This window comes from Streptococcus oralis subsp. tigurinus (assembly GCF_002356415.1).
GTDB classification, from domain to species: Bacteria; Bacillota; Bacilli; order Lactobacillales; family Streptococcaceae; genus Streptococcus; species Streptococcus oralis_F.
In genome coordinates this window covers 709,295-730,750 of record NZ_AP018338.1, presented here as the reverse complement: position 1 = coordinate 730,750, position 21,456 = coordinate 709,295, and the positions used below count along the sequence as shown (strand labels likewise).

At 38.6% G+C, this 21,456-nt stretch carries 22 protein-coding genes and 2 pseudogenes; 18 read left to right on the top strand and 6 right to left on the bottom strand.

The window, feature by feature from the left end:
• Nucleotides 1-17: 17 nt before the first annotated feature.
• From STO1_RS03725 to STO1_RS03705, 5 genes are read right to left on the bottom strand one after another with little or no spacing between them, the layout of a single operon-like run.
• Entirely contained in the window at nucleotides 18-872 is an 855-nt protein-coding gene (locus STO1_RS03725) for a VirB6/TrbL-like conjugal transfer protein, CD1112 family (RefSeq protein WP_096421999.1), read from the bottom strand.
• 16 nt (nucleotides 873-888) lie between these two features.
• Nucleotides 889-1,131 (bottom strand): hypothetical protein, encoded by a 243-nt coding sequence (locus STO1_RS03720; protein WP_000627865.1) that lies wholly within the window; start codon nucleotides 1,129-1,131, stop codon nucleotides 889-891.
• A 20-nt stretch (nucleotides 1,132-1,151) separates the two neighbouring features.
• On the bottom strand, nucleotides 1,152-3,029 hold the full coding sequence (locus tag STO1_RS03715) for a VirD4-like conjugal transfer protein, CD1115 family (protein ID WP_025170820.1): 1,878 nt from the start codon (nucleotides 3,027-3,029) through the stop codon (nucleotides 1,152-1,154).
• Complete coding sequence (locus tag STO1_RS03710) at nucleotides 3,029-3,517, bottom strand: hypothetical protein (protein ID WP_000093687.1); 489 nt, start codon at nucleotides 3,515-3,517, stop codon at nucleotides 3,029-3,031. The genes STO1_RS03715 and STO1_RS03710 overlap by 1 nt, the downstream gene beginning before the upstream one ends.
• Nucleotides 3,507-3,806, bottom strand: a complete 300-nt coding sequence (locus STO1_RS03705; protein WP_000869753.1) for a hypothetical protein — start codon at nucleotides 3,804-3,806, stop codon at nucleotides 3,507-3,509. The genes STO1_RS03710 and STO1_RS03705 overlap by 11 nt, the downstream gene beginning before the upstream one ends.
• A 674-nt stretch (nucleotides 3,807-4,480) precedes the next feature.
• Between STO1_RS03705 and STO1_RS03695 the strand changes: the two genes are divergently transcribed.
• The 18 genes and pseudogenes from STO1_RS03695 (at nucleotide 4,481) to STO1_RS03605 (ending at nucleotide 19,797) form a co-directional block, all read left to right on the top strand.
• Nucleotides 4,481-4,795: a YdcP family protein gene (locus tag STO1_RS03695; RefSeq protein WP_000420682.1), complete on the top strand. Its 315-nt coding sequence runs from the start codon at nucleotides 4,481-4,483 to the stop codon at nucleotides 4,793-4,795.
• A gap of 15 nt (nucleotides 4,796-4,810) precedes the next feature.
• Nucleotides 4,811-5,197, top strand: coding sequence for a YdcP family protein (locus tag STO1_RS03690; RefSeq protein ID WP_000985015.1), 387 nt, complete (start codon nucleotides 4,811-4,813; stop codon nucleotides 5,195-5,197).
• Nucleotides 5,198-5,225: 28 nt separating this feature from the next.
• Nucleotides 5,226-6,611 carry an FtsK/SpoIIIE domain-containing protein gene (locus STO1_RS03685; RefSeq protein WP_000813488.1) on the top strand — a complete coding sequence of 462 codons (1,386 nt, stop codon included), beginning with the start codon at nucleotides 5,226-5,228 and terminating at the stop codon, nucleotides 6,609-6,611.
• A gap of 2 nt (nucleotides 6,612-6,613) precedes the next feature.
• Nucleotides 6,614-6,766, top strand: a complete 153-nt coding sequence (locus STO1_RS03680; protein ID WP_000879507.1) for a hypothetical protein — start codon at nucleotides 6,614-6,616, stop codon at nucleotides 6,764-6,766.
• A 22-nt stretch (nucleotides 6,767-6,788) separates the two neighbouring features.
• Nucleotides 6,789-7,993: pseudogene (gene mobT / locus STO1_RS03675) on the top strand (MobT family relaxase).
• Between the two features lie 42 nt (nucleotides 7,994-8,035).
• Entirely contained in the window at nucleotides 8,036-8,257 is a 222-nt protein-coding gene (locus tag STO1_RS03670; protein WP_001009056.1) for a hypothetical protein, read from the top strand.
• Nucleotides 8,258-8,373: 116 nt separating this feature from the next.
• Nucleotides 8,374-8,871 carry an antirestriction protein ArdA gene (locus STO1_RS03665; RefSeq protein WP_000342539.1) on the top strand — a complete coding sequence of 166 codons (498 nt, stop codon included), beginning with the start codon at nucleotides 8,374-8,376 and terminating at the stop codon, nucleotides 8,869-8,871.
• 88 nt (nucleotides 8,872-8,959) lie between these two features.
• Complete coding sequence (locus STO1_RS03660; RefSeq protein WP_000723888.1) at nucleotides 8,960-9,352, top strand: conjugal transfer protein; 393 nt, start codon at nucleotides 8,960-8,962, stop codon at nucleotides 9,350-9,352.
• Entirely contained in the window at nucleotides 9,336-11,783 is a 2,448-nt protein-coding gene (locus tag STO1_RS03655; protein ID WP_070527126.1) for a conjugal transfer ATPase TcpF, read from the top strand. The genes STO1_RS03660 and STO1_RS03655 overlap by 17 nt, the downstream gene beginning before the upstream one ends.
• Nucleotides 11,784-11,785: 2 nt before the next feature.
• Nucleotides 11,786-13,963, top strand: coding sequence for a CD3337/EF1877 family mobilome membrane protein (locus STO1_RS03650; RefSeq protein ID WP_006146375.1), 2,178 nt, complete (start codon nucleotides 11,786-11,788; stop codon nucleotides 13,961-13,963).
• Nucleotides 13,960-14,961, top strand: a complete 1,002-nt coding sequence (locus tag STO1_RS03645) for a bifunctional lytic transglycosylase/C40 family peptidase (protein ID WP_000769867.1) — start codon at nucleotides 13,960-13,962, stop codon at nucleotides 14,959-14,961. Before STO1_RS03650 ends, STO1_RS03645 begins: the two co-directional genes overlap by 4 nt.
• Entirely contained in the window at nucleotides 14,958-15,893 is a 936-nt protein-coding gene (locus STO1_RS03640; RefSeq protein ID WP_001224320.1) for a conjugal transfer protein, read from the top strand. The genes STO1_RS03645 and STO1_RS03640 overlap by 4 nt, the downstream gene beginning before the upstream one ends.
• Nucleotides 15,894-16,206: 313 nt before the next feature.
• Nucleotides 16,207-16,254: pseudogene (locus tag STO1_RS09995) on the top strand (hypothetical protein); the annotation flags it as partial.
• Nucleotides 16,255-16,269: 15 nt separating this feature from the next.
• Complete coding sequence (gene tet(M) / locus STO1_RS03630; protein ID WP_096421997.1) at nucleotides 16,270-18,189, top strand: tetracycline resistance ribosomal protection protein Tet(M); 1,920 nt, start codon at nucleotides 16,270-16,272, stop codon at nucleotides 18,187-18,189.
• Nucleotides 18,190-18,552: 363 nt separating this feature from the next.
• Nucleotides 18,553-18,798: a hypothetical protein gene (locus tag STO1_RS03620; protein WP_001813542.1), complete on the top strand. Its 246-nt coding sequence runs from the start codon at nucleotides 18,553-18,555 to the stop codon at nucleotides 18,796-18,798.
• Nucleotides 18,795-19,130: a DinB/UmuC family translesion DNA polymerase gene (locus tag STO1_RS03615; RefSeq protein ID WP_000806926.1), complete on the top strand. Its 336-nt coding sequence runs from the start codon at nucleotides 18,795-18,797 to the stop codon at nucleotides 19,128-19,130. Before STO1_RS03620 ends, STO1_RS03615 begins: the two co-directional genes overlap by 4 nt.
• A gap of 12 nt (nucleotides 19,131-19,142) precedes the next feature.
• Nucleotides 19,143-19,511, top strand: coding sequence for a hypothetical protein (locus tag STO1_RS03610; RefSeq protein WP_000567222.1), 369 nt, complete (start codon nucleotides 19,143-19,145; stop codon nucleotides 19,509-19,511).
• On the top strand, nucleotides 19,498-19,797 hold the full coding sequence (locus STO1_RS03605) for a DUF5960 family protein (RefSeq protein ID WP_001072467.1): 300 nt from the start codon (nucleotides 19,498-19,500) through the stop codon (nucleotides 19,795-19,797). The genes STO1_RS03610 and STO1_RS03605 overlap by 14 nt, the downstream gene beginning before the upstream one ends.
• 117 nt (nucleotides 19,798-19,914) lie before the next feature.
• On the opposite strand, the gene msr(D) is transcribed toward STO1_RS03605, so the two are convergent.
• Nucleotides 19,915-21,378, bottom strand: coding sequence for an ABC-F type ribosomal protection protein Msr(D) (gene msr(D), locus STO1_RS03600; protein ID WP_000420313.1), 1,464 nt, complete (start codon nucleotides 21,376-21,378; stop codon nucleotides 19,915-19,917).
• Nucleotides 21,379-21,456: the final 78 nt, after the last annotated feature.

Here is a 21,456-nt window from a genome sequence, read left to right as displayed (position 1 = left end):
TCCTAGCCTTTATCTAATTACATACCTAAGATTGAGCGAGCCGTACGTTGAGAACCAACGAGGGCAATAATCAGTAAGATAGCTTGTATTAAACTACCAAACATAATCGCAAGAGATTGCAGGACTCCTGCACCATTTGAAACAGCTATTTTCCCAGCAGATTCAAACAAAGGAACAAGAGAAACAATCAGAAAAATAAGAACCCCTTGTACCGCATAGACCATAATATTTTTTAAATAGCCAATACCAATAGACTTCCATTCATCACTTAAAAATGTTGGAATCGTAAGAGGGGCAAATGGGATCATAAGGTAGAGTTGAATAAATCGAATAGATACCAAAAGATTAACCATGGCTGCACTTACTATCCGAACAAGCCAAATGAGGAGGGCGAAAAAGCCCACAATCATCCGGCCAATAAAGCCTGAACCTTTTAATCCAGAGATGGTATCATACTTTGACCCACCGTGAGCCACAATCGAGGCCACTTGTTCAATGGCGTGACTCGCAATCCCGATGATAGCTTCTACAATAACGGTAGTGTTGGTAATTACAACTGCGACCATAATATAACTAATCAACATCGGTGCTAATGCTTCAAAGGTCATCGCTCCTCCTGAGTTAGCAATTTTCTTTGCCATCTTCGAAAATTCTAAGATGAGAACAACTGATAAAATCGCAACTCCAAGGGGCTGCATGACACTTTTAGTAATACTAGACATATAAGTCCAAACTGTTGGATTGTAGCTAGATAGGGATTTAATCAGATCTACCGTAGATTGTAAATCCACATTAAATCCTTCAAATAAATTTTCAGCTGATATTTTTTCAGATGCAAGGTAAACAAAGGGTGAGACTAAACTAAGATTCATGTCATTGTTTATCCTCCTAAATTGAAATTTGAGTTACAAAGGCTCCAGCAGCCCCGACCATAACACCACCGACAATTTCAAGAATGGCATTTCGAACACCTGGTCCACCGTCTTTAATGTTGGTTGCAAGATTGACAATCCCAACAACAACGAGAAAGGCACCAACCGCAATCAATCCCTTCTGTAACAAAGACATAGCTTGTGCAAACATAGCACTTGCGTCTACTCCATAAACAAAACCTTTAAAATGCGTAATCATCTATTTCCTCTTTTCTATTTTTATTTTAAACTAGATTCAAAAGTTAAATCACGAATTCTAAGGCCTTCAAGATGATTTTCCTGACTTTGATTCAAAGGATTGATCTGATAGTTCCACCACCGTTCATCGTTTTCTTGATTGGCAAGGTACTTCCAGTTTGGATGCTTAGTTGAATTGTACTTTTTGCTTTTAAAGACAGGCATATTGGCAATTCGAACTAAGCATTCATGCCGTTTCATATTTCCGACTTCATCAGGTGTCATTAAATCACGAGCAATCTTTTGATGAGAAAGGGATCCTGAACCTGTTTGGCCAAAGGAACGACTAGTATTTCGAACATCAATGGTTTGTTTACCGAGTAACCCACTCATAAATTTAAAAGTATCTTCATCATTACCACCTAAGTAGACTAAGCTATCACAGTTCCCAAGAATAGTTTTCCAAGCTTCTTTTTCTTTATAGAGTCCTTGAAGTTGAGCAATATTTTGCAGAATAGGAACGAGACTCATATTCCGAGAACGGACTGTTGAGGTTTGTTCAGCAAAATCTGGGATTTCTCCGATATTTGCGAATTCATCTAAGTAGACTCTCACATGAAGAGGTAATTGCCCCTTAAAATCAATATCTGCTTGTCTTGTTAGAGTTTGAAATACTGTTGAAAAAAAGAGGGCTGAAAGAAAGCGAAAGGTACTATCGTTATCTGGGATAACTAAGTAAACCATTGATTTTTCCTTGCCCCATGTCTTCATATCAAGGGTATCTCTTTTGGTCAAATCCATGACACTTTGAATATTGAAGAGGGCAAATTTAGCGGTGGTTACAGCTATGACAGAATCCAGAGTCTTATCCTTATAATTTTGGAAATCTGCCCAATTTCGCATGGTAAAATTTTCAGTCCCATACTTTTTAGCATAATTTTCAAATAGAATTTCTAAGACACTTTTTTCTTGATTCTCACCTTTGGATAAGTGTTTAATGAGTTTTGATATCTCAGCAAAACTTGGATAACGCCCTCGTTTTTTTCGCTCTTCCACTTCTTTTTTTTGACGTTTCAACAAGTTTTGGTATTCCTTTTGACTTAAACGACTTTCTTCTATGAGCTGTTCTCTTGTTTTGGGTGGATTATAGAAATCAACCAAGTAGGAGGCTAAAGCTCGAACCAGAGTCATAGAAGCTTCATCCCAAAATGGATCACTACGGGAGCCAGAACCTTTGGTGTTATTAAAATAAACCGTCAGCATGCGATTCAAATCATTTTCTGTCTCTATATAGCGAAAAGGATTGAAGCCATCTGAGTTCTTCATATTGACTAAATCTAACACCTTTACTTGGTAGCCATGTTCTAAAAAGAGTTTGCCTGTTTTTTCGGCCAAGTGATCTTTAGGATCAACTACAATATTAGAACTATTCATCTGAATCAGATTGGGTTTCACAAAGCGAAATGTCTTCCCACTTCCTGAACCTCCAATCACCGCAATATTCTTATTCCTATCATATTGGGCTGGTTTTTTATCTAATAATGTCAGACGAACATCTTGTGCTAAGATCGTATCATGAGAAAATTCCTTACCGTAAAAGAGCTTCTTTTCTTTTAGAGTTCCAAAACGGGCGCTCCCGTATTCTACCCCTTCTCGGTATTGTTTTTTTCCAGTCTCTAAATAGAGATAAACCAGCAGCATCATCACAAAGCCTAGTAGAAAAAAAGCACTTGATTTTCCAGTAAAAGAAATATTCCATGGCGACTGAAGAACTTCATCTTGACCCTCCATCAGAAGATGAGTCCATTTATTTAAGCTATTTCCAGTATAGGAATCATACAAAAGCGTCAAACGATGAAAAAGATAGCCTAGTAAGATGCCTAACAGTGAGAATAGTAGGAATTTCTTTCCACTGTACATCATCTCACCATCTCTTTCTGTTTGACGGCCCCTTCTTGTCTAAAGGTAATTTGGGATTTCGCCTCATCAATTGCATCGTCTAATGACTTATCCATAGTAAAATCAGCTAATTTCTCCGGATCATTAACCATTTTTTCTAGCAGATGGTCTAAATGATTGTCTAGAATCGAACGGTCTTTCGTATAGAAATGTAGAGAATCCCCTTGCCAAGCGATGGCTAAAGGAATCTCTTCTTTTTCTAAAAAAGCTTTAAATTTCTCTATATCAATTGGTTTGTCTAAAAAATCTTTTTTCAGATTAATCGTGTCAATCGAATAAGGAGATTGTAGCAATTCTTCTAATTTCTGCACCCCTATCTTATAGGCGGAATCCTGTGCTAAAGCCTGACGTCTAGACCATTCTAGAATCTTTAAGAGACTTCTTACAGTAAATAAAAGACTACGCTCTGCATATTGAACTGCCATTCGTTCCTGTTGTTCAGAGGACATCTGAGGCCTCCTTCTTCACAAATAGCAGCTTTCCTTCTTTATAACGATAAGCTATCAATTTCTGACGTTGCTTAATCGACTTGACAACCTGCAGTAGATCTCTCGAATAAGGTTCTCGAAGAGTAACTTCTACTGCTTTTCCATCAAAGATACCAACACGTTTAAATTCAATGTAGTCTTTTTTGAGATGTCCTAAGCCCATACCAAAAGGAAAGTGATGAATCAATTGGATGGTACAACCACCTTTATTTCCCATTTGTTTCAAATCATACAAGTTTACTACCTTCATGATTAACTCCTTTATCTAGTTTGTCGCATCGTTTAAGTCTGGTAACGATAAACTCCGTGTCTGTTAGAAAATTCTCACACACGTCTTGTGCCAGTTGCCCTTCACAGGGAAATACTCTCAGTCCCTACTTACACAGGCACGCTAATCAAGACGGAGTGAATTCAATTTTCAAAGAACAGGTAGCTTTATTATAGATAAGAGTAGTTGAAATTTTTATCACATTTTTTATTTTCCTGTAGAGCTAAATTCATACTAAACAAAGATTTTGAAATAAAAGACTAACATTGTTACATAACGTTAGCATTTCATTTCCCTAAAATAAGCTAATTTTTACCAGAAAAAATAGCATAAAAATCTAGTTATCCGCATAAAAACTGGACTTATCACACTTTATCAAGGTCAAAACCACTCAATTTACTACTAATTTACTACTTATGAATGAGCTTTGATACGACGATTTATCCTTGAAAAGTGAAGATATAAAGATACTTCCAATAAAATTTGAATATTTAATAGGTAGACACTTCAAAAAATGAGGTGTCTATTTTTTTACCCGATTTTGAAAGGAAGTGAACTTATGAAAACAAAAAATCAAGAATCAAAAGGTCGTTCCCCACTCTTTAAGACCATCAAACATTCATTCAGCCAATAAAAAAGAAAGGATAGGTAAAAATATGGAACTTAAATTTGTGATTCCCAACATGGAAAAAACATTCGGCAATTTAGAATTTGCTGGCGAGGATAAAGTCGTTCAGCGAAGAATCAACGGACGGCTAACTGTCTTATCAAGAAGCTATAATCTCTATTCTGATGTTCAAAGAGCAGATGATATTGTGGTGGTGCTTCCTGCTGAAGCTGGCGAAAAACATTTCGGCTTTGAGGAACGTGTGAAGTTAGTCAATCCACGTATTACCGCAGAGGGCTACAAAATCGGCACTCGTGGTTTTACAAATTACCTTTTACATGCTGACGACATGATAAAAGAATAAAGAAAGAGAGGAAAAATGATGAGATTAGCAAATGGCATTGTATTAGATAAAGACACGACTTTTGGAGAATTGAAATTCTCTGCTCTACGTCGTGAAGTGAGAATCCAAAATGAAGACGGGTCGGTTTCAGATGAAATCAAGGAACGTACCTATGACTTAAAATCCAAAGGACAAGGACGCATGATTCAAGTAAGTATTCCTGCCAGCGTGCCTTTGAAAGAGTTTGATTATAACGCACGGGTGGAACTTATCAATCCCATTGCGGACACCGTTGCTACTGCCACCTATCAAGGAGCAGATGTTGACTGGTATATCAAGGCAGACGATATTGTGCTGACAAAGGATTCTAGTTCATTCAAAGCTCAACCACAAGCAAAGAAAGAACCGACACAAGACAAATAGTCGCTAGGTAGAAAGGAGACTTTTTCGCATGAAACAGCGTGGTAAAAGGATTCGCCCATCTGGTAAAGATTTAGTCTTTCATTTTACGATAGCGTCACTCCTGCCTGTTTTCCTGCTGGTTGTCGGACTGTTTCATGTGAAGACAATCCAGCAGATCAACTGGCAGGATTTTAACCTATCACAAGCAGATAAGATTGACATTCCCTATTTAATTATCAGTTTCAGTGTCGCAATTCTTATCTGCTTGCTGGTAGCGTTTGTATTCAAACGGGTTCGCTATGATACGGTTAAACAACTTTACCACCGTCAAAAACTGGCAAAGATGATACTTGAAAACAAGTGGTATGAATCTGAACAGGTCAAAACAGAGGGTTTCTTTAAAGATAGTGCTGGTCGTACAAAGGAAAAGATAACCTACTTCCCTAAAATGTATTATCGACTTAAAAATGGCTTGATACAGATACGGGTGGAAATCACGCTGGGAAAATATCAAGACCAACTCTTACACTTGGAAAAGAAATTAGAGAGTGGCTTGTACTGTGAGCTGACGGATAAAGAGTTAAAGGATTCCTATGTGGAATATACTTTGCTCTATGACACCATAGCCAGTCGTATTTCTATTGATGAAGTAGAAGCTAAAGATGGTAAACTTCGCTTAATGAAAAACGTATGGTGGGAATATGATAAGCTCCCTCATATGTTGATTGCTGGTGGTACAGGTGGCGGTAAAACTTACTTTATACTGACACTGATTGAAGCCTTGCTTCATACAGATTCAAAACTGTATATTCTTGACCCGAAAAATGCTGATCTTGCGGACTTAGGTTCTGTGATGGCAAATGTCTACTATAGAAAAGAAGACTTGCTTTCTTGCATTGAAACATTCTATGAAGAAATGATGAAACGTAGTGAGGAAATGAAGCAGATGAAGAACTATAAGACTGGCAAAAATTATGCTTACTTAGGTCTCCCGGCACACTTCTTAATCTTTGATGAATACGTCGCTTTCATGGAAATGCTGGGAACAAAAGAAAACACCGCAGTTATGAATAAGCTGAAACAGATTGTCATGTTAGGTCGTCAAGCTGGCTTCTTTCTAATACTGGCTTGTCAACGTCCAGACGCAAAATATTTAGGCGACGGAATCCGTGATCAGTTTAATTTCAGAGTGGCTTTAGGTCGTATGTCTGAAATGGGCTATGGCATGATGTTTGGCAGTGACGTACAAAAGGATTTCTTCTTAAAGCGAATCAAAGGTCGTGGCTATGTTGATGTAGGAACAAGTGTCATATCAGAGTTTTATACTCCCCTTGTACCAAAAGGATATGATTTCTTGGAGGAAATTAAAAAGTTATCCAACAGCAGACAGTCCACGCAGGCGACGTGCGAAGCGGAAGTCGCAGGTGTGGACTGATCTTGCTGGCTGGTGTGGCAATAGCCACGCCAGCACTTAACCCCCCGTATCTAACAGGGGGGTACAAATCGACAGGAAACAGTCAAAAAAACATTAGAAAATCCTTTGGTTACAAGGGATTTACAAAATTTCAGCGTATGTCAAATGGGCTTTAAAAGTTGACATACGCCTTTTTGATTGGAGGGATTTTTACTGAATGAACAAACTTGGTTACAGCATTTAAAAGAAAAACGCTTGGCTTATGGACTATCTCAAAACCGTTTAGCTGTTGCGACTGGTATTACAAGGCAGTATCTAAGCGATATTGAAACAGGAAAAGTCAAGCCATCAGAGGATTTACAGCAGTCCCTTTGGGAAGCTCTGGAACGCTTCAATCCCGACGCTCCCCTTGAAATGCTGTTTGATTATGTAAGAATTCGCTTTCCGACAACAGACGTACAGCAGGTGGTCGAAAACATCTTACAACTGAAACTGTCCTATTTTCTTCATGAGGACTATGGTTTCTATTCTTATTCAGAGCATTATGCTTTAGGCGACATATTCGTCCTTTGCTCCCATGAACTGGACAAAGGAGTTCTGGTGGAATTGAAAGGTCGTGGGTGCAGACAATTTGAAAGCTATCTTCTGGCACAACAAAGAAGCTGGTATGAGTTCTTTATGGACGTTTTGGTGGCTGGCGGTGTGATGAAACGCCTTGACCTTGCCATTAACGATAAGACAGGGATTTTAAATATCCCTGTACTCACTGAAAAGTGCCAACAGGAAGAATGTATCTCCGTCTTCCGCAGTTTTAAAAGCTATCGCAGTGGCGAACTGGTACGCAAAGAGGAAAAGGAATGTATGGGAAACACCCTCTATATCGGTTCATTACAAAGTGAAGTTTATTTCTGTATCTATGAAAAGGACTACGAGCAGTACAAGAAAAATGATATTCCCATTGAAGACGCAGAAGTAAAAAACCGTTTTGAGATTCGATTGAAAAATGAGCGTGCTATTATGCAGTCCGTGATTTACTCGTCTATGACAATCCAGAGCATACCGCCTTTAAAATTATCAATCGGTATATCCGTTTTGTAGATAAAGACGATTCCAAACCTCGTTCTGATTGGAAACTGAATGAAGAATGGGCTTGGTTTATTGGGAACAATCGTGAACGATTAAAACTAACCACAAAACCAGAGCCTTACTCCTTCCAAAGGACGCTGAACTGGCTATCTCATCAAGTTGCCCCGACCTTAAAGGTTGCGATTAAACTTGATGAAATCAACCAGACGCAGGTTGTAAAAGACATTCTCGACCATGCGAAACTGACAGACCGACACAAGCAGATTTTGAAGCAACAGTCAGTAAAAGAACAGGACGTGATAACAACAAAAAAATAACTCAAATACAAATTCATTGAATATAGAGAGGAGAACATTTTTATGAATTTTGGACAAAACCTTTATAACTGGTTTCTATCAAACGCTCAATCACTGGTGCTTTTAGCAATCGTTGTGATTGGCTTGTATCTTGGCTTCAAGCGTGAGTTTAGCAAACTGATTGGCTTTTTAATTATTGCGATTATTGCGGTTGGCTTAGTCTTCAACGCTGCTGGAGTAAAAGACATTTTACTAGAGCTATTCAATCGCATTATTGGTGCTTAAATAAAACCGTTCTTTTGTGGAATATAAGTGGTTTTCTTATGTTCCGCAAAGGAATGGTACACCAAACGAAGTGCGGTAGGGATTTTTGAATCTCTACAAAGAAAGGACGTGAATATATGGACGATATGCAAGTCTATATTGCGAATTTAGGCAAATACAATGAGGGCGAATTGGTCGGTGCGTGGTTTACCTTTCCCATTGACTTTGAGGAAGTCAAAGAGAAAATCGGCTTGAATGATGAATATGAGGAATACGCCATTCATGACTACGAGTTACCCTTTACGGTTGACGAATACACTTCCATTGGCGAACTCAATCGACTATGGGAAATGGTATCGGAATTACCCGAAGAATTACAATCGGAGCTATCTGCTCTGCTCACTCATTTTTCAAGCATTGAAGAACTAAGCGAACATCAAGAGGATATTATCATTCATTCCGATTGTGATGATATGTATGACGTGGCACGCTACTACATTGAAGAAACGGGTGCTTTAGGCGAAGTACCAGCTAGTCTTCAAAACTATATTGATTATCAAGCCTATGGTCGGGATTTAGACCTTTCAGGAACGTTTATCTCAACCAATCATGGGATTTTTGAAATCGTCTATTAAATCTGTCGGTACATTACTACTGGCAGATTTTCTATTTTACGGGGTGGCTCAATCAGCTACCCCTATTTTTTATGAAAGGATTGATTACATGAAGAAAATACGAAGCTATACCAGTATCTGGTCTGTGGAAAAGGTACTGTATTCTATCAATGATTTTAGACTTCCGTTTCCCATAACCTTTACGCAAATGACATGGTTTGTCGTGTCACTCTTTGCAGTGATGATACTTGGCAACTTGCCCCCTCTTTCCATGATAGAGGGAGCATTTCTCAAATACTTTGGGATTCCTGTGGCTTTCACATGGTTTATGTCTACAAAAACTTTTGATGGTAAAAAGCCTTATGGATTTTTGAAGTCTGTCATTGCTTATGCACTGCGACCAAAGCTGACCTATGCAGGAAAAAAAGTAACGCTTGGCAGAAACCAGCCACAAGAAGCCATTACAGCAGTTAGGAGTGAATTTTATGGCATATCCAATTAAATACATTGAAAACAATCTCGTCTGGAATAAAGACGGGGAATGTTATGCTTACTATGAGCTTGTTCCTTACAATTACTCATTTCTAAGTCCAGAACAGAAAATACAAGTGCATGATTCTTTCAGACAGCTTATCACACAAAATCGTGATGGCAAAATTCATGCTTTACAAATCAGTACAGAATCCAGCATACGTTCTGCACAAGAGCGTTCCAAAAATGAAGTCACTGGCAAGCTCAAAGCGGTTGCCTATGACAAAATCGACCAACAGACAGACGCTTTAATATCCATGATTGGCGAAAATCAAGTGAACTACCGTTTCTTTATCGGCTTTAAGTTGCTTCTCAACGATCAGGAGTTTTCTATGAAAAGTCTTACCGTTGAAGCAAAAAATGCTTTGTCTGATTTTGTCTATGATGTGAACCATAAGCTGATGGACGATTTTGTTAGTATGAGTAATGATGAAATCCTGCGTTTTCAGAAGATGGAAAAGCTCTTAGAAAATAAAATCTCTCGTCGTTTCAAAATCCGCAGGTTAGATAAGGACGACTTCGGCTATCTGATTGAACACCTTTACGGACAGACAGGCACTGCCTATGAAGAGTATGAGTACCATCTATCAAAGAAAAAGCTGGATAATGAAACGCTGATTAAATACTATGACTTGATTAAGCCTACTCGCTGTTTGGTGGAAGAAAAACAGCGATATTTGAAAATCCAGCAGGAAGATGAAACCGTCTATGTAGCTTACTTTACCATTAACAGCATTGTCGGAGAACTGGACTTCCCGTCCTCTGAAATCTTCTACTACCAGCAACAGCAATTTACATTCCCGATTGATACGTCAATGAATGTGGAAATTGTAGCGAATCGTAAAGCCCTATCTACTGTCCGCAATAAAAAGAAAGAACTGAAAGACTTGGATAACCACGCTTGGCAAAGTGATAATGAAACCAGCTCCAATGTGGCGGAAGCTCTGGAAAGTGTGAATGAGCTGGAAACCAATTTAGACCAAAGCAAGGAATCTATGTACAAGCTGTCTTATGTGGTAAGGGTATCAGCAAATGATCTTGACGAACTCAAACGTCGTTGTAATGAAGTGAAAGATTTTTATGACGATTTAAGCGTAAAACTGGTACGACCATTTGGGGATATGCTCGGCTTACATGAAGAATTTTTACCTGCCAGAAAGCGTTATATGAATGATTATATTCAATACGTGACCTCTGATTTCCTCGCTGGTTTAGGTTTTGGTGCTACTCAAATGCTGGGGGAAAATGAGGGGATTTATGTTGGCTACAGCTTAGATACTGGACGCAATGTCTATCTGAAACCTGCTCTTGCCAGTCAAGGGGTTAAGGGTTCAGTAACCAATGCGTTAGCGTCGGCTTTTGTTGGTTCGCTGGGTGGTGGTAAATCCTTTGCGAATAACCTTATCGTCTATTATGCGGTGCTTTATGGGGCACAAGCAGTGATTGTAGACCCAAAAGCAGAACGTGGCAGATGGAAAGAAACCTTGCCAGAGATTTCCCATGAAATCAATATCGTCACTCTGACTTCTGATGAGAAAAACAAAGGCTTACTTGACCCTTATGTGATTATGAAAAATCCCAAAGATTCTGAATCACTGGCTATTGATATTCTGACATTCCTTACGGGGATTTCCTCTCGTGATGGGGAACGCTTCCCAATCCTTAGAAAAGCCATTCGTGCAGTAACCAATAGTGAAGTACGAGGGTTGATGAAAGTGATTGAGGAATTACGGGTTGAGAATACGCCACTAAGTACCAGTATAGCCGACCATATCGAAAGTTTTACAGACTATGACTTTGCACATTTATTATTCAGTAATGGTTATGTGGAGCAGTCTATCAGCTTAGAAAAACAACTGAACATTATACAGGTTGCGGACTTGGTACTTCCCGACAAGGAAACTTCCTTTGAGGAATATACCACTATGGAGCTTTTATCCGTTGCTATGCTGATTGTCATTAGTACCTTTGCTTTAGACTTTATCCATACAGACCGAAGCATTTTCAAGATTGTAGATTTAGACGAAGCATGGAGCTTTTTACAGGTAGCACAAGGAAAAACACTATCTATGAAGCTGGTTCGGGCTGGTCGTGCTATGAACGCTGGGGTATATTTCGTGACCCAAAATACAGACGACCTCTTAGATGAAAAACTGAAAAATAACCTCGGCTTAAAATTTGCATTTCGTTCCACTGACCTTAACGAGATTAAAAAGACCTTAGCCTTTTTTGGTGTAGACCCAGAGGACGAAAACAATCAGAAGCGATTGCGTGATTTGGAAAACGGGCAATGCCTTATCAGTGATTTATATGGTCGTGTCGGTGTGATACAGTTCCACCCTGTATTTGAAGAACTGCTCCATGCCTTTGATACCAGACCACCTGTGCGAAAAGAGGTGTAAATGTGAAACCATCAATAGTAAACAGAATAAAATCAAACTGGACGCTGAAACGTCTAGGTAAAGTGGCAATGACAGTGGCTTTCACACTTGTGATTGCCATTTTTCTTTTAGCCATGCTGGGAACGGTGGTTCAAGCTGCGGGCTTGGTAGATGATACGGTCAATGTGGCAAATGAATACAGCCGATACCCACTTGAAAACTATCAACTGGATTTTTATGTGGATAATAGCTGGGGCTGGCTTCCGTGGAACTGGTCGGACGGGATTGGAAAACAGGTCATGTATGGACTATATGCCATTACCAATTTTATTTGGACAATCAGTTTGTATGTTTCCAATGCGACAGGTTACTTAGTACAGGAAGCCTATTCCTTAGACTTCATTTCCGCTACAGCAGATTCCATTGGTAAGAATATGCAGACCTTAGCTGGTGTGAGTGCAAACGGATTTTCAACAGAGGGTTTCTATGTTGGATTCCTCTTACTCTTGATTTTGGTTCTTGGGGTTTATGTTGCCTATACGGGACTGATAAAGAGAGAAACCACAAAGGCAATTCATGCCATTATGAATTTTGTGCTGGTGTTTATCCTATCGGCTTCCTTTATTGCCTACGCTCCCGACTACATTAAAAAAATCAATGACTTTTCATCAGACATCAGTAATGCCAGTTTATCACTTGGCACGAAGATTGTCATGCCCCATTCCGATAGTCAAGGCAAGGACAGAGTGGACTTAATCAGAGATAGCCTGTTTTCCATACAGGTTCAGCAACCGTGGCTACTGCTTCAATACAACAGTTCAGACATTGAAAGTATCGGTATTGACCGTGTGGAAAGCCTGCTCTCCACCAGCCCAGATTCCAACAATGGCGAAGACAGAGAAAAAATTGTTGCGGAAGAAATTGAAGACAGAAGCAATACCAATCTAACCATTACAAAGACCATTAACCGTTTAGGTACAGTCTTCTTCCTATTTGTCTTCAATATTGGGATTTCCATATTTGTATTCCTATTAACAGGAATCATGATTTTCTCGCAGGTACTTTTTATCATCTATGCTATGTTTCTGCCTGTGAGCTTTATTTTAAGCATGATTCCATCATTTGATGGTATGTCAAAACGAGCCATAACAAAGCTCTTTAATACCATTTTGACACGAGCTGGAATCACATTGATTATTACGACAGCATTTAGTATTTCAACCATGCTCTATACCTTATCGGCTGGTTATCCGTTCTTTTTGATTGCTTTTCTACAGATTGTGACCTTTGCAGGAATCTACTTCAAGCTGGGCGATTTAATGAGTATGTTTTCTCTACAGAGTAACGATTCTCAAAGTGTGGGAAGTCGTGTGATGAGAAAACCTCGTATGCTTATGCACGCTCACATGCACCGTCTACAGCGGAAACTTGGACGTTCCATGACTACTCTAGGGGCTGGGTCTGCCATTGTTACAGGTAAAAAAGGACAGTCGGGTTCGGGGAGTTCTGCAAGGACACAAGCAGATCACTCCCGACCAGACGGAAAGGAAAAATCAACACTTGGAAAACGTATCGGTCAAACCATCGGTACAGTAGCTGATACCAAAGACAGAATGGTAGACACTGCTAGTGGTTTGAAAGAACAGGTTAAAGATTTGCCGACCAATGCAAGATATGCAGTATATCAAGGAAAATCCAAAGTAAAAGAGAATGTCCGTGATTTAACCAGTAGTATTTCTCAAACCAAAGCGGACAGAGCCAGTGGACGCAAGGAACAGCAGGAACAAAGGCGAAAAACCATTGCGAAGCGTCGCTCTGAAATGGAACAGGTCAAACAGAAAAAACAGCCTGCTTCTTCTGTTCATGAAAGACCGACTACAAGACAAGAACAATATCATGATGAACAGACCTCAAAACAGTCTAATATTCAGACTTCATATAAGGAATCTCAACAAGCCAAACAAGAGCGTCCAGCAGTTAAGTCCGATTTTTCAAGTCCAAAAGTGGAACGCCAAGGCAATACCGTTCAAGAAAAAACCGTTCAAAAGCCAGCAACTTCAACCACTACAGCAGATAGAACTTCACAACGTCCAATCACAAAAGAACGTCCGTCTACTGTTCAAAGAGTACCACTACAAAATACAAGAAGTAGACCACCAATCAAAACCGCCACCATTAAGAAAGTCGGTAAGAAACCATGAAGTTGAAAACTTTAGTGATTGGTGGTTCTGGATTATTCTTGATGGTCTTCTCACTGCTTCTGTTTGTTGCCATTTTATTTTCAGATGAACAGGACAGCGGAATTTCCAATATTCATTATGGAGGTGTGAATGTTTCCGCAGAAGTGCTGGCTCATAAGCCTATGGTAGAAAAATATGCCAAAGAATATGGCGTTGAAGAATATGTCAACATACTTCTTGCGATTATACAGGTGGAATCGGGCGGTACTGCGGAAGATGTTATGCAGTCCTCGGAATCCCTCGGTCTTCCACCTAATTCATTGAGTACAGAAGAATCCATTAAGCAAGGTGTGAAGTATTTCAGTGAATTATTAGCCAGTAGCGAAAGGCTCAGTGTAGATTTAGAATCGGTTATCCAGTCCTACAATTATGGTGGTGGTTTCTTAGGGTATGTGGCTAATCGTGGAAATAAATATACCTTTGAACTGGCTCAAAGTTTCTCAAAAGAGTATTCAGGTGGCGAAAAAGTGTCTTACCCCAATCCCATAGCCATACCTATCAATGGGGGCTGGCGATACAACTATGGCAATATGTTTTATGTGCAACTGGTAACGCAGTATCTTGTCACAACAGAGTTTGATGATGATACGGTACAAGCCATCATGGACGAAGCACTGAAATATGAGGGCTGGCGATACATTTACGGTGGAGCTTCCCCGACTACTTCTTTTGATTGTAGCGGACTGACACAATGGACGTATGGAAAAGCTGGAATTAACTTACCACGAACCGCACAACAGCAATATGATGTGACCCAGCATATCCCACTATCGGAAGCACAAGCTGGCGATTTGGTTTTCTTTCATTCTACCTATAACGCTGGCTCTTATATTACTCATGTTGGGATATACCTTGGCAATAACCGTATGTTTCATGCAGGCGACCCAATCGGTTATGCCGACTTAACAAGCCCCTACTGGCAACAGCATTTAGTGGGAGCAGGACGAATCAAACAATGAGAAAGGAAGATTTAATGATGAAATTTAGAAAAAATCAGAATAAAGAAAAACAGATACCAAAGGAAAAGAAACCTCGTGTCTACTATAAGGTCAATCCTCATAAAAAGGTTGTGATTGCCTTGTGGGTACTTTTAGGGCTTAGTTTCAGCTTTGCGATATTCAAGCACTTTACAGCTATAGATACTCATACTATTCACGAAACAACTATCATAGAAAAGGAATACGTTGATACTCATCATGTAGAAAATTTTGTAGAGAACTTTGCGAAAGTCTACTATTCATGGGAGCAATCCGATAAGTCCATTGATAATCGAATGGAAAGTCTAAAAGGCTATCTGACAGATGAACTTCAAGCTCTCAATGTTGATACAGTACGCAAAGATATTCCTGTATCGTCTTCTGTAAGAGGATTTCAGATATGGACGGTAGAGCCAACTGGCGACAATGAGTTTAATGTAACCTACAGTGTAGACCAGCTCATTACAGAGGGAGAAAATACAAAGACCGTCCACTCTGCTTATATAGTGAGTGTCTATGTAGATGGTTCTGGAAATATGGTACTGGTTAAGAATCCGACCATTACCAACATACCTAAGAAATCAAGTTATAAACCAAAAGCCATTGAAAGTGAGGGGACGGTTGATTCCATTACAACCAATGAAATCAATGAGTTTTTAACGACGTTCTTCAAGCTCTATCCTACAGCGACAGCCAGTGAACTTTCCTACTATGTGAATGACGGGATATTAAAACCAATCGGAAAAGAGTACATCTTTCAAGAACTGGTAAATCCTATTCACAATCGTAAGGATAATCAAGTCACGGTATCGCTGACAGTGGAGTATATCGACCAGCAGACCAAAGCAACGCAGGTATCTCAATTTGATTTGGTACTTGAAAAGAACGGGAGTAATTGGAAGATTATAGAATAACAAATATTGGTACATTATTACAGCTATTTTGTAATCACGTACTCTCTTTGATAAAAAATTGGAGATTCCTTTACAAATATGCTCTTACGTGCTATAATTTAAGTATCTATTTAAAAGGAGTTAATAAATATGCGGCAAGGTATTCTTAAATAAACTGTCAATTTGATAGTGGGAACAAATAATTGGATGTCCTTTTTTAGGAGGGCTTAGTTTTTTGTACCCAGTTTAAGAATACCTTTATCATGTGATTCTAAAGTATCCAGAGAATATCTGTATGCTTTGTATACCTATGGTTATGCATAAAAATCCCAGTGATAAAAGTATTTATCACTGGGATTTTTATGCCCTTTTGGGTTTTTGAATGGAGGAAAATCACATGAAAATTATTAATATTGGAGTTTTAGCTCATGTTGATGCAGGAAAAACTACCTTAACAGAAAGCTTATTATATAACAGTGGAGCGATTACAGAATTAGGAAGCGTGGACAAAGGTACAACGAGGACGGATAATACGCTTTTAGAACGTCAGAGAGGAATTACAATTCAGACAGGAATAACCTCTTTTCAGTGGGAAAATACGAAGGTGAACATCATAGACACGCCAGGACATATGGATTTCTTAGCAGAAGTATATCGTTCATTATCAGTTTTAGATGGGGCAATTCTACTGATTTCTGCAAAAGATGGCGTACAAGCACAAACTCGTATATTATTTCATGCACTTAGGAAAATGGGGATTCCCACAATCTTTTTTATCAATAAGATTGACCAAAATGGAATTGATTTATCAACGGTTTATCAGGATATTAAAGAGAAACTTTCTGCCGAAATTGTAATCAAACAGAAGGTAGAACTGTATCCTAATATGTGTGTGACGAACTTTACCGAATCTGAACAATGGGATACGGTAATAGAGGGAAACGATGACCTTTTAGAGAAATATATGTCCGGTAAATCATTAGAAGCATTGGAACTCGAACAAGAGGAAAGCATAAGATTTCAGAATTGTTCTCTGTTCCCTGTTTATCACGGAAGTGCAAAAAACAATATAGGGATTGATAACCTTATAGAAGTGATTACGAATAAATTTTATTCATCAACACATCGAGGTCAGTCTGAACTTTGCGGAAAAGTTTTCAAAATTGAGTATTCGGAAAAAAGACAGCGTCTTGCATATATACGTCTTTATAGTGGCGTACTGCATTTGCGAGATTCGGTTAGAATATCGGAAAAGGAAAAAATAAAAATTACAGAAATGTATACTTCAATAAATGGTGAATTATGTAAAATCGATAAGGCTTATTCCGGGGAAATTGTTATTTTGCAGAATGAGTTTTTGAAGTTAAATAGTGTTCTTGGAGATACAAAGCTATTGCCACAGAGAGAGAGAATTGAAAATCCCCTCCCTCTGCTGCAAACGACTGTTGAACCGAGCAAACCTCAACAAAGGGAAATGTTACTTGATGCACTTTTAGAAATCTCCGACAGTGACCCGCTTCTGCGATATTATGTGGATTCTGCGACACATGAAATCATACTTTCTTTCTTAGGGAAAGTACAAATGGAAGTGACTTGTGCTCTGCTGCAAGAAAAGTATCATGTGGAGATAGAAATAAAAGAGCCTGCAGTCATTTATATGGAAAGACCGTTAAAAAAAGCAGAGTATACCATTCACATCGAAGTTCCACCGAATCCTTTCTGGGCTTCCATTGGTTTATCTGTATCACCGCTTCCGTTGGGAAGTGGAATGCAGTATGAGAGCTCGGTTTCTCTTGGATACTTAAATCAATCATTTCAAAATGCAGTTATGGAAGGGATACGCTATGGCTGTGAACAAGGATTGTATGGTTGGAATGTGACGGACTGTAAAATCTGTTTTAAGTATGGCTTATACTATAGCCCTGTTAGTACCCCAGCAGATTTTCGGATGCTTGCTCCTATTGTATTGGAACAAGTCTTAAAAAAAGCTGGAACAGAATTGTTAGAGCCATATCTTAGTTTTAAAATTTATGCGCCACAGGAATATCTTTCACGAGCATACACCGATGCTCCTAAATATTGTGCGAACATCGTAGACACTCAATTGAAAAATAATGAGGTCATTCTTAGTGGAGAAATCCCTGCTCGGTGTATTCAAGAATATCGTAGTGATTTAACTTTCTTTACAAATGGACGTAGTGTTTGTTTAACAGAGTTAAAAGGGTACCATGTTACTACCGGTGAACCTGTTTGCCAGCCCCGTCGTCCAAATAGTCGGATAGATAAAGTACGATATATGTTCAATAAAATAACTTAGTGTATTTTATGTTGTTATATAAATATGGTTTCTTGTTAAATAAGATGAAATATTTTTTAATAAAGATTTGAATTAAAGTGTAAAGGAGGAGATAGTTATTATAAACTACAAGTGGATATTGTGTGCTGAGAGCTTTCTTCTATACTAATAGACGAAAGGGTGTGAAAATGATTTTTAAATGATACTGTGGAACGGAACAGTAGCCCTAGTATTGACTACTGTCGTTTCTATTCATATTGGCTATTCTAGGACTGAGATGAAAAAATCTATAAATGCTCAGAATAAAATTGAACCCGCAAATCTCCCCAAAACAATGGTGAGTCATGTACTTGTATTATTCCGAAAAAATACACCTCTGGTGCAGTGAGACAAATTGGTGTATCTTATAGTGGCTTCGTAGATGAAAGCTATACTCTACTATCACTCTTTGATGATGTAGAACAAATTGAAAAAGATAATAGACTTCAGACAGCTATTGATGTTGTCAGAGAACAGTTTGGTTTTTTAGCCATACAAAAAGGAACCGTCCTAACTGAAGGTTCCAGAAATATTGAACGCAGTAAACTTATCGGTGGTCATTCCGCGGGTGGATTGGAGGGATTAAAATGAAACAAGAAAAAAATACAGTACAATTTTCAGAAATCCGTAGCAAAGGATGTAATGATATTGAAATGCTTGAAAGATTTTTACATGGAATCGTTGAAACAGCAACTTCAAAACTTCGTCAGAGAAAACTCAAAACAACTGAAATATCGATACGACTAGTACATGCTAAATCTGAAAACCGATTACCATTGGAATTTACATTTAGCATTAAGCCAACAAGCTCATCTGTGATAATCTATACTGAGGTAATCAATCGCTTTAAAGAATGTTACACAGGTGGGGGAATTCAAGGTTTTACGATTCAATTTGATAAAAATACCCTTGCCTCTGCATAGAAAGGATTTGATATGATTGACCGTTCATATTTACCATTTCAATCAGCAAGAGAGTACCAGGATACAAAGATGCAAAAATGGATGGGCTTTTTCCTATCTGAACATGCATCAGCACTCTCTGATGATACAAACAAAGTAACGTACATGTCTGACTTATCACTAGAGAAGAAATTATTACTCCTCAGTCAAGTATACGCCGGGCAGCTACGCACACGCATTCAAGTGATTGAAAAAAACAAGCGTGTTTCCTACACTGGAACAATACCAAGTCTGACCAAAGATTTCATTTTGATAAAAACTACAACAGGTCACATCAATTTGAAATTAAAAGACATTATTAGTATTGAACTTGTCGAGGAGGTGCTCTATGAATCAGCTTGAGTTTCAGCGTAATCACCTACAAATGGACTATTATAGCGAGAGCTACCAAGATTTTGAACGTGACTTCTACCGCTACTCTAACATGAATATTCCATTGACCTTCCTAACTGATGATATCCTAAAAACAATGGCGACTTCACGTAAGAATTACTTTGTCCTCAATAAGGAAAAGTCCAGAGATAACCGCGATCACTTCTTCATATTTGAAGTAAGTACCGTAGATGAGAATCCGCTAATCTATCATTATACATATAAGAAAACTACAATATATTTAGCAGAAAAATAGGAGCAGTTCAATTGACTGTTCCTATTTTTAATATTCATAAAATCTAAAGTCTTTATACTCTTTAACAATGGAGTCGCCAACCAGAACAGACTATACTGACCAGCGACTACCTTAAATTTAATGTTTCAGATTTATTTTCTTATCTCTAATTTCATAAACTACATCTGCTACATTTTCGAGTAATCGTTTATCGTGGGTGATAAACACGATAGTTCCGGTGTACTCCTTCATTAGTATTTCCAAAGCCTCTAAACTTGGTATGTCAAGGAAGTTACTGGGTTCATCCATTATTAGGATGTTATATCTACCCATGAGCATTTTAGCAAGCAACAATTTTATAATTTCTCCACCGCTTAAAACAGATAAACTTTTTCCAATATCGTTCTGTTTGAACCCCATAGATGCTAGCACTGAACGAATTTCTGATATATTGTAGTCACAATCCTTCTGCATAAACTCCATAACATTCTGATTACTGTTGTACTTGTAACCATTCTGTGCAAAGTAACCTATTTTTGCCTTAGGCGAAATAGAAATTCCTTCTTCATGGTTTAAGATCATTTGGATTAAAGTTGTTTTTCCGATTCCATTACCACCAGTTAACGCCACTTTTGCTCCTAACGGAATTTGAAAAGATGCATTTTCAAACAGAGCCTTATCCCCAAATACTTTATTAATTTCTGCACCGACTATAGGGTATGGATTATGGAGCTCCAATGCTTTACTTTGCCTGAAACGAATTCTGCGAATGCCTTCCGGAGCTTCTACTTTTCCTAAGGCCGCAATCCTGTGCTCTAGGGTTTTAGCAGCATTATACATCTTTTTTTCCTTACTTCCTATTGATTTTTGATGAGCTAAACGCCCTCCGTCTTCAGTACTTTTTTTCTTTGAAGAACCTTTTGCCTTCTGTTCTATTTTACGAGCCTGTTTTCGCTTTTCCTCCGCAGCCCTTTCCAATCGGGCACGTTCCGCAATAAATTGTTCGTATTCTGCAGCTTGGCTCTTACGTTCTTCCTCTTTCTGACGAAGATAATCAGAATAGTTTCCCCAATACTCAGTGATTTTGCCATCTTTCAGTTCCCATATTTTATCTACTATTTCATCAAGAAAATAGCGGTCATGGCTAATAACTAACAGTGCACCTGTAAAATATTTTAGCTGTCCTATTAGAAAATCAATTCCTTCACGGTCTAAATGGCTCGTAGGTTCATCCGCTAAAATACCATGAACCTGTGCCGATAAGGCCTGTGCTATTTTAAGCCTTGTTTCTTCACCACCGCTCATAGTCTGTATATTTAATTGCTCAACACCTAGCTTGCCTACAAGTGCAAAATCTTTTTCCTCCTGCAGAGTTACTTCGTCCAACTGGGGAATATAGGCAAGTTCACCCAGACGATTCATTTTACATCCTGGGGGAGTTAATTCTCCTAAAAGTACCCTGAGTAAAGTGCTTTTTCCAGCACCATTTGCTCCTACTAAACCAATACGGTCATAATCATATACTTCTAATTCATTTATATCTAAAACATCGCGTCCTTTGAATTCCACACGAATGTCTTTTGCTTTTAATATTAATTCCATAACATTTCCTCCTGTCTATAATCGCATGCTTTCATTTGCTTGTATGCAGGGAAAACCCTGCGATTTTAGCAGGAAGAG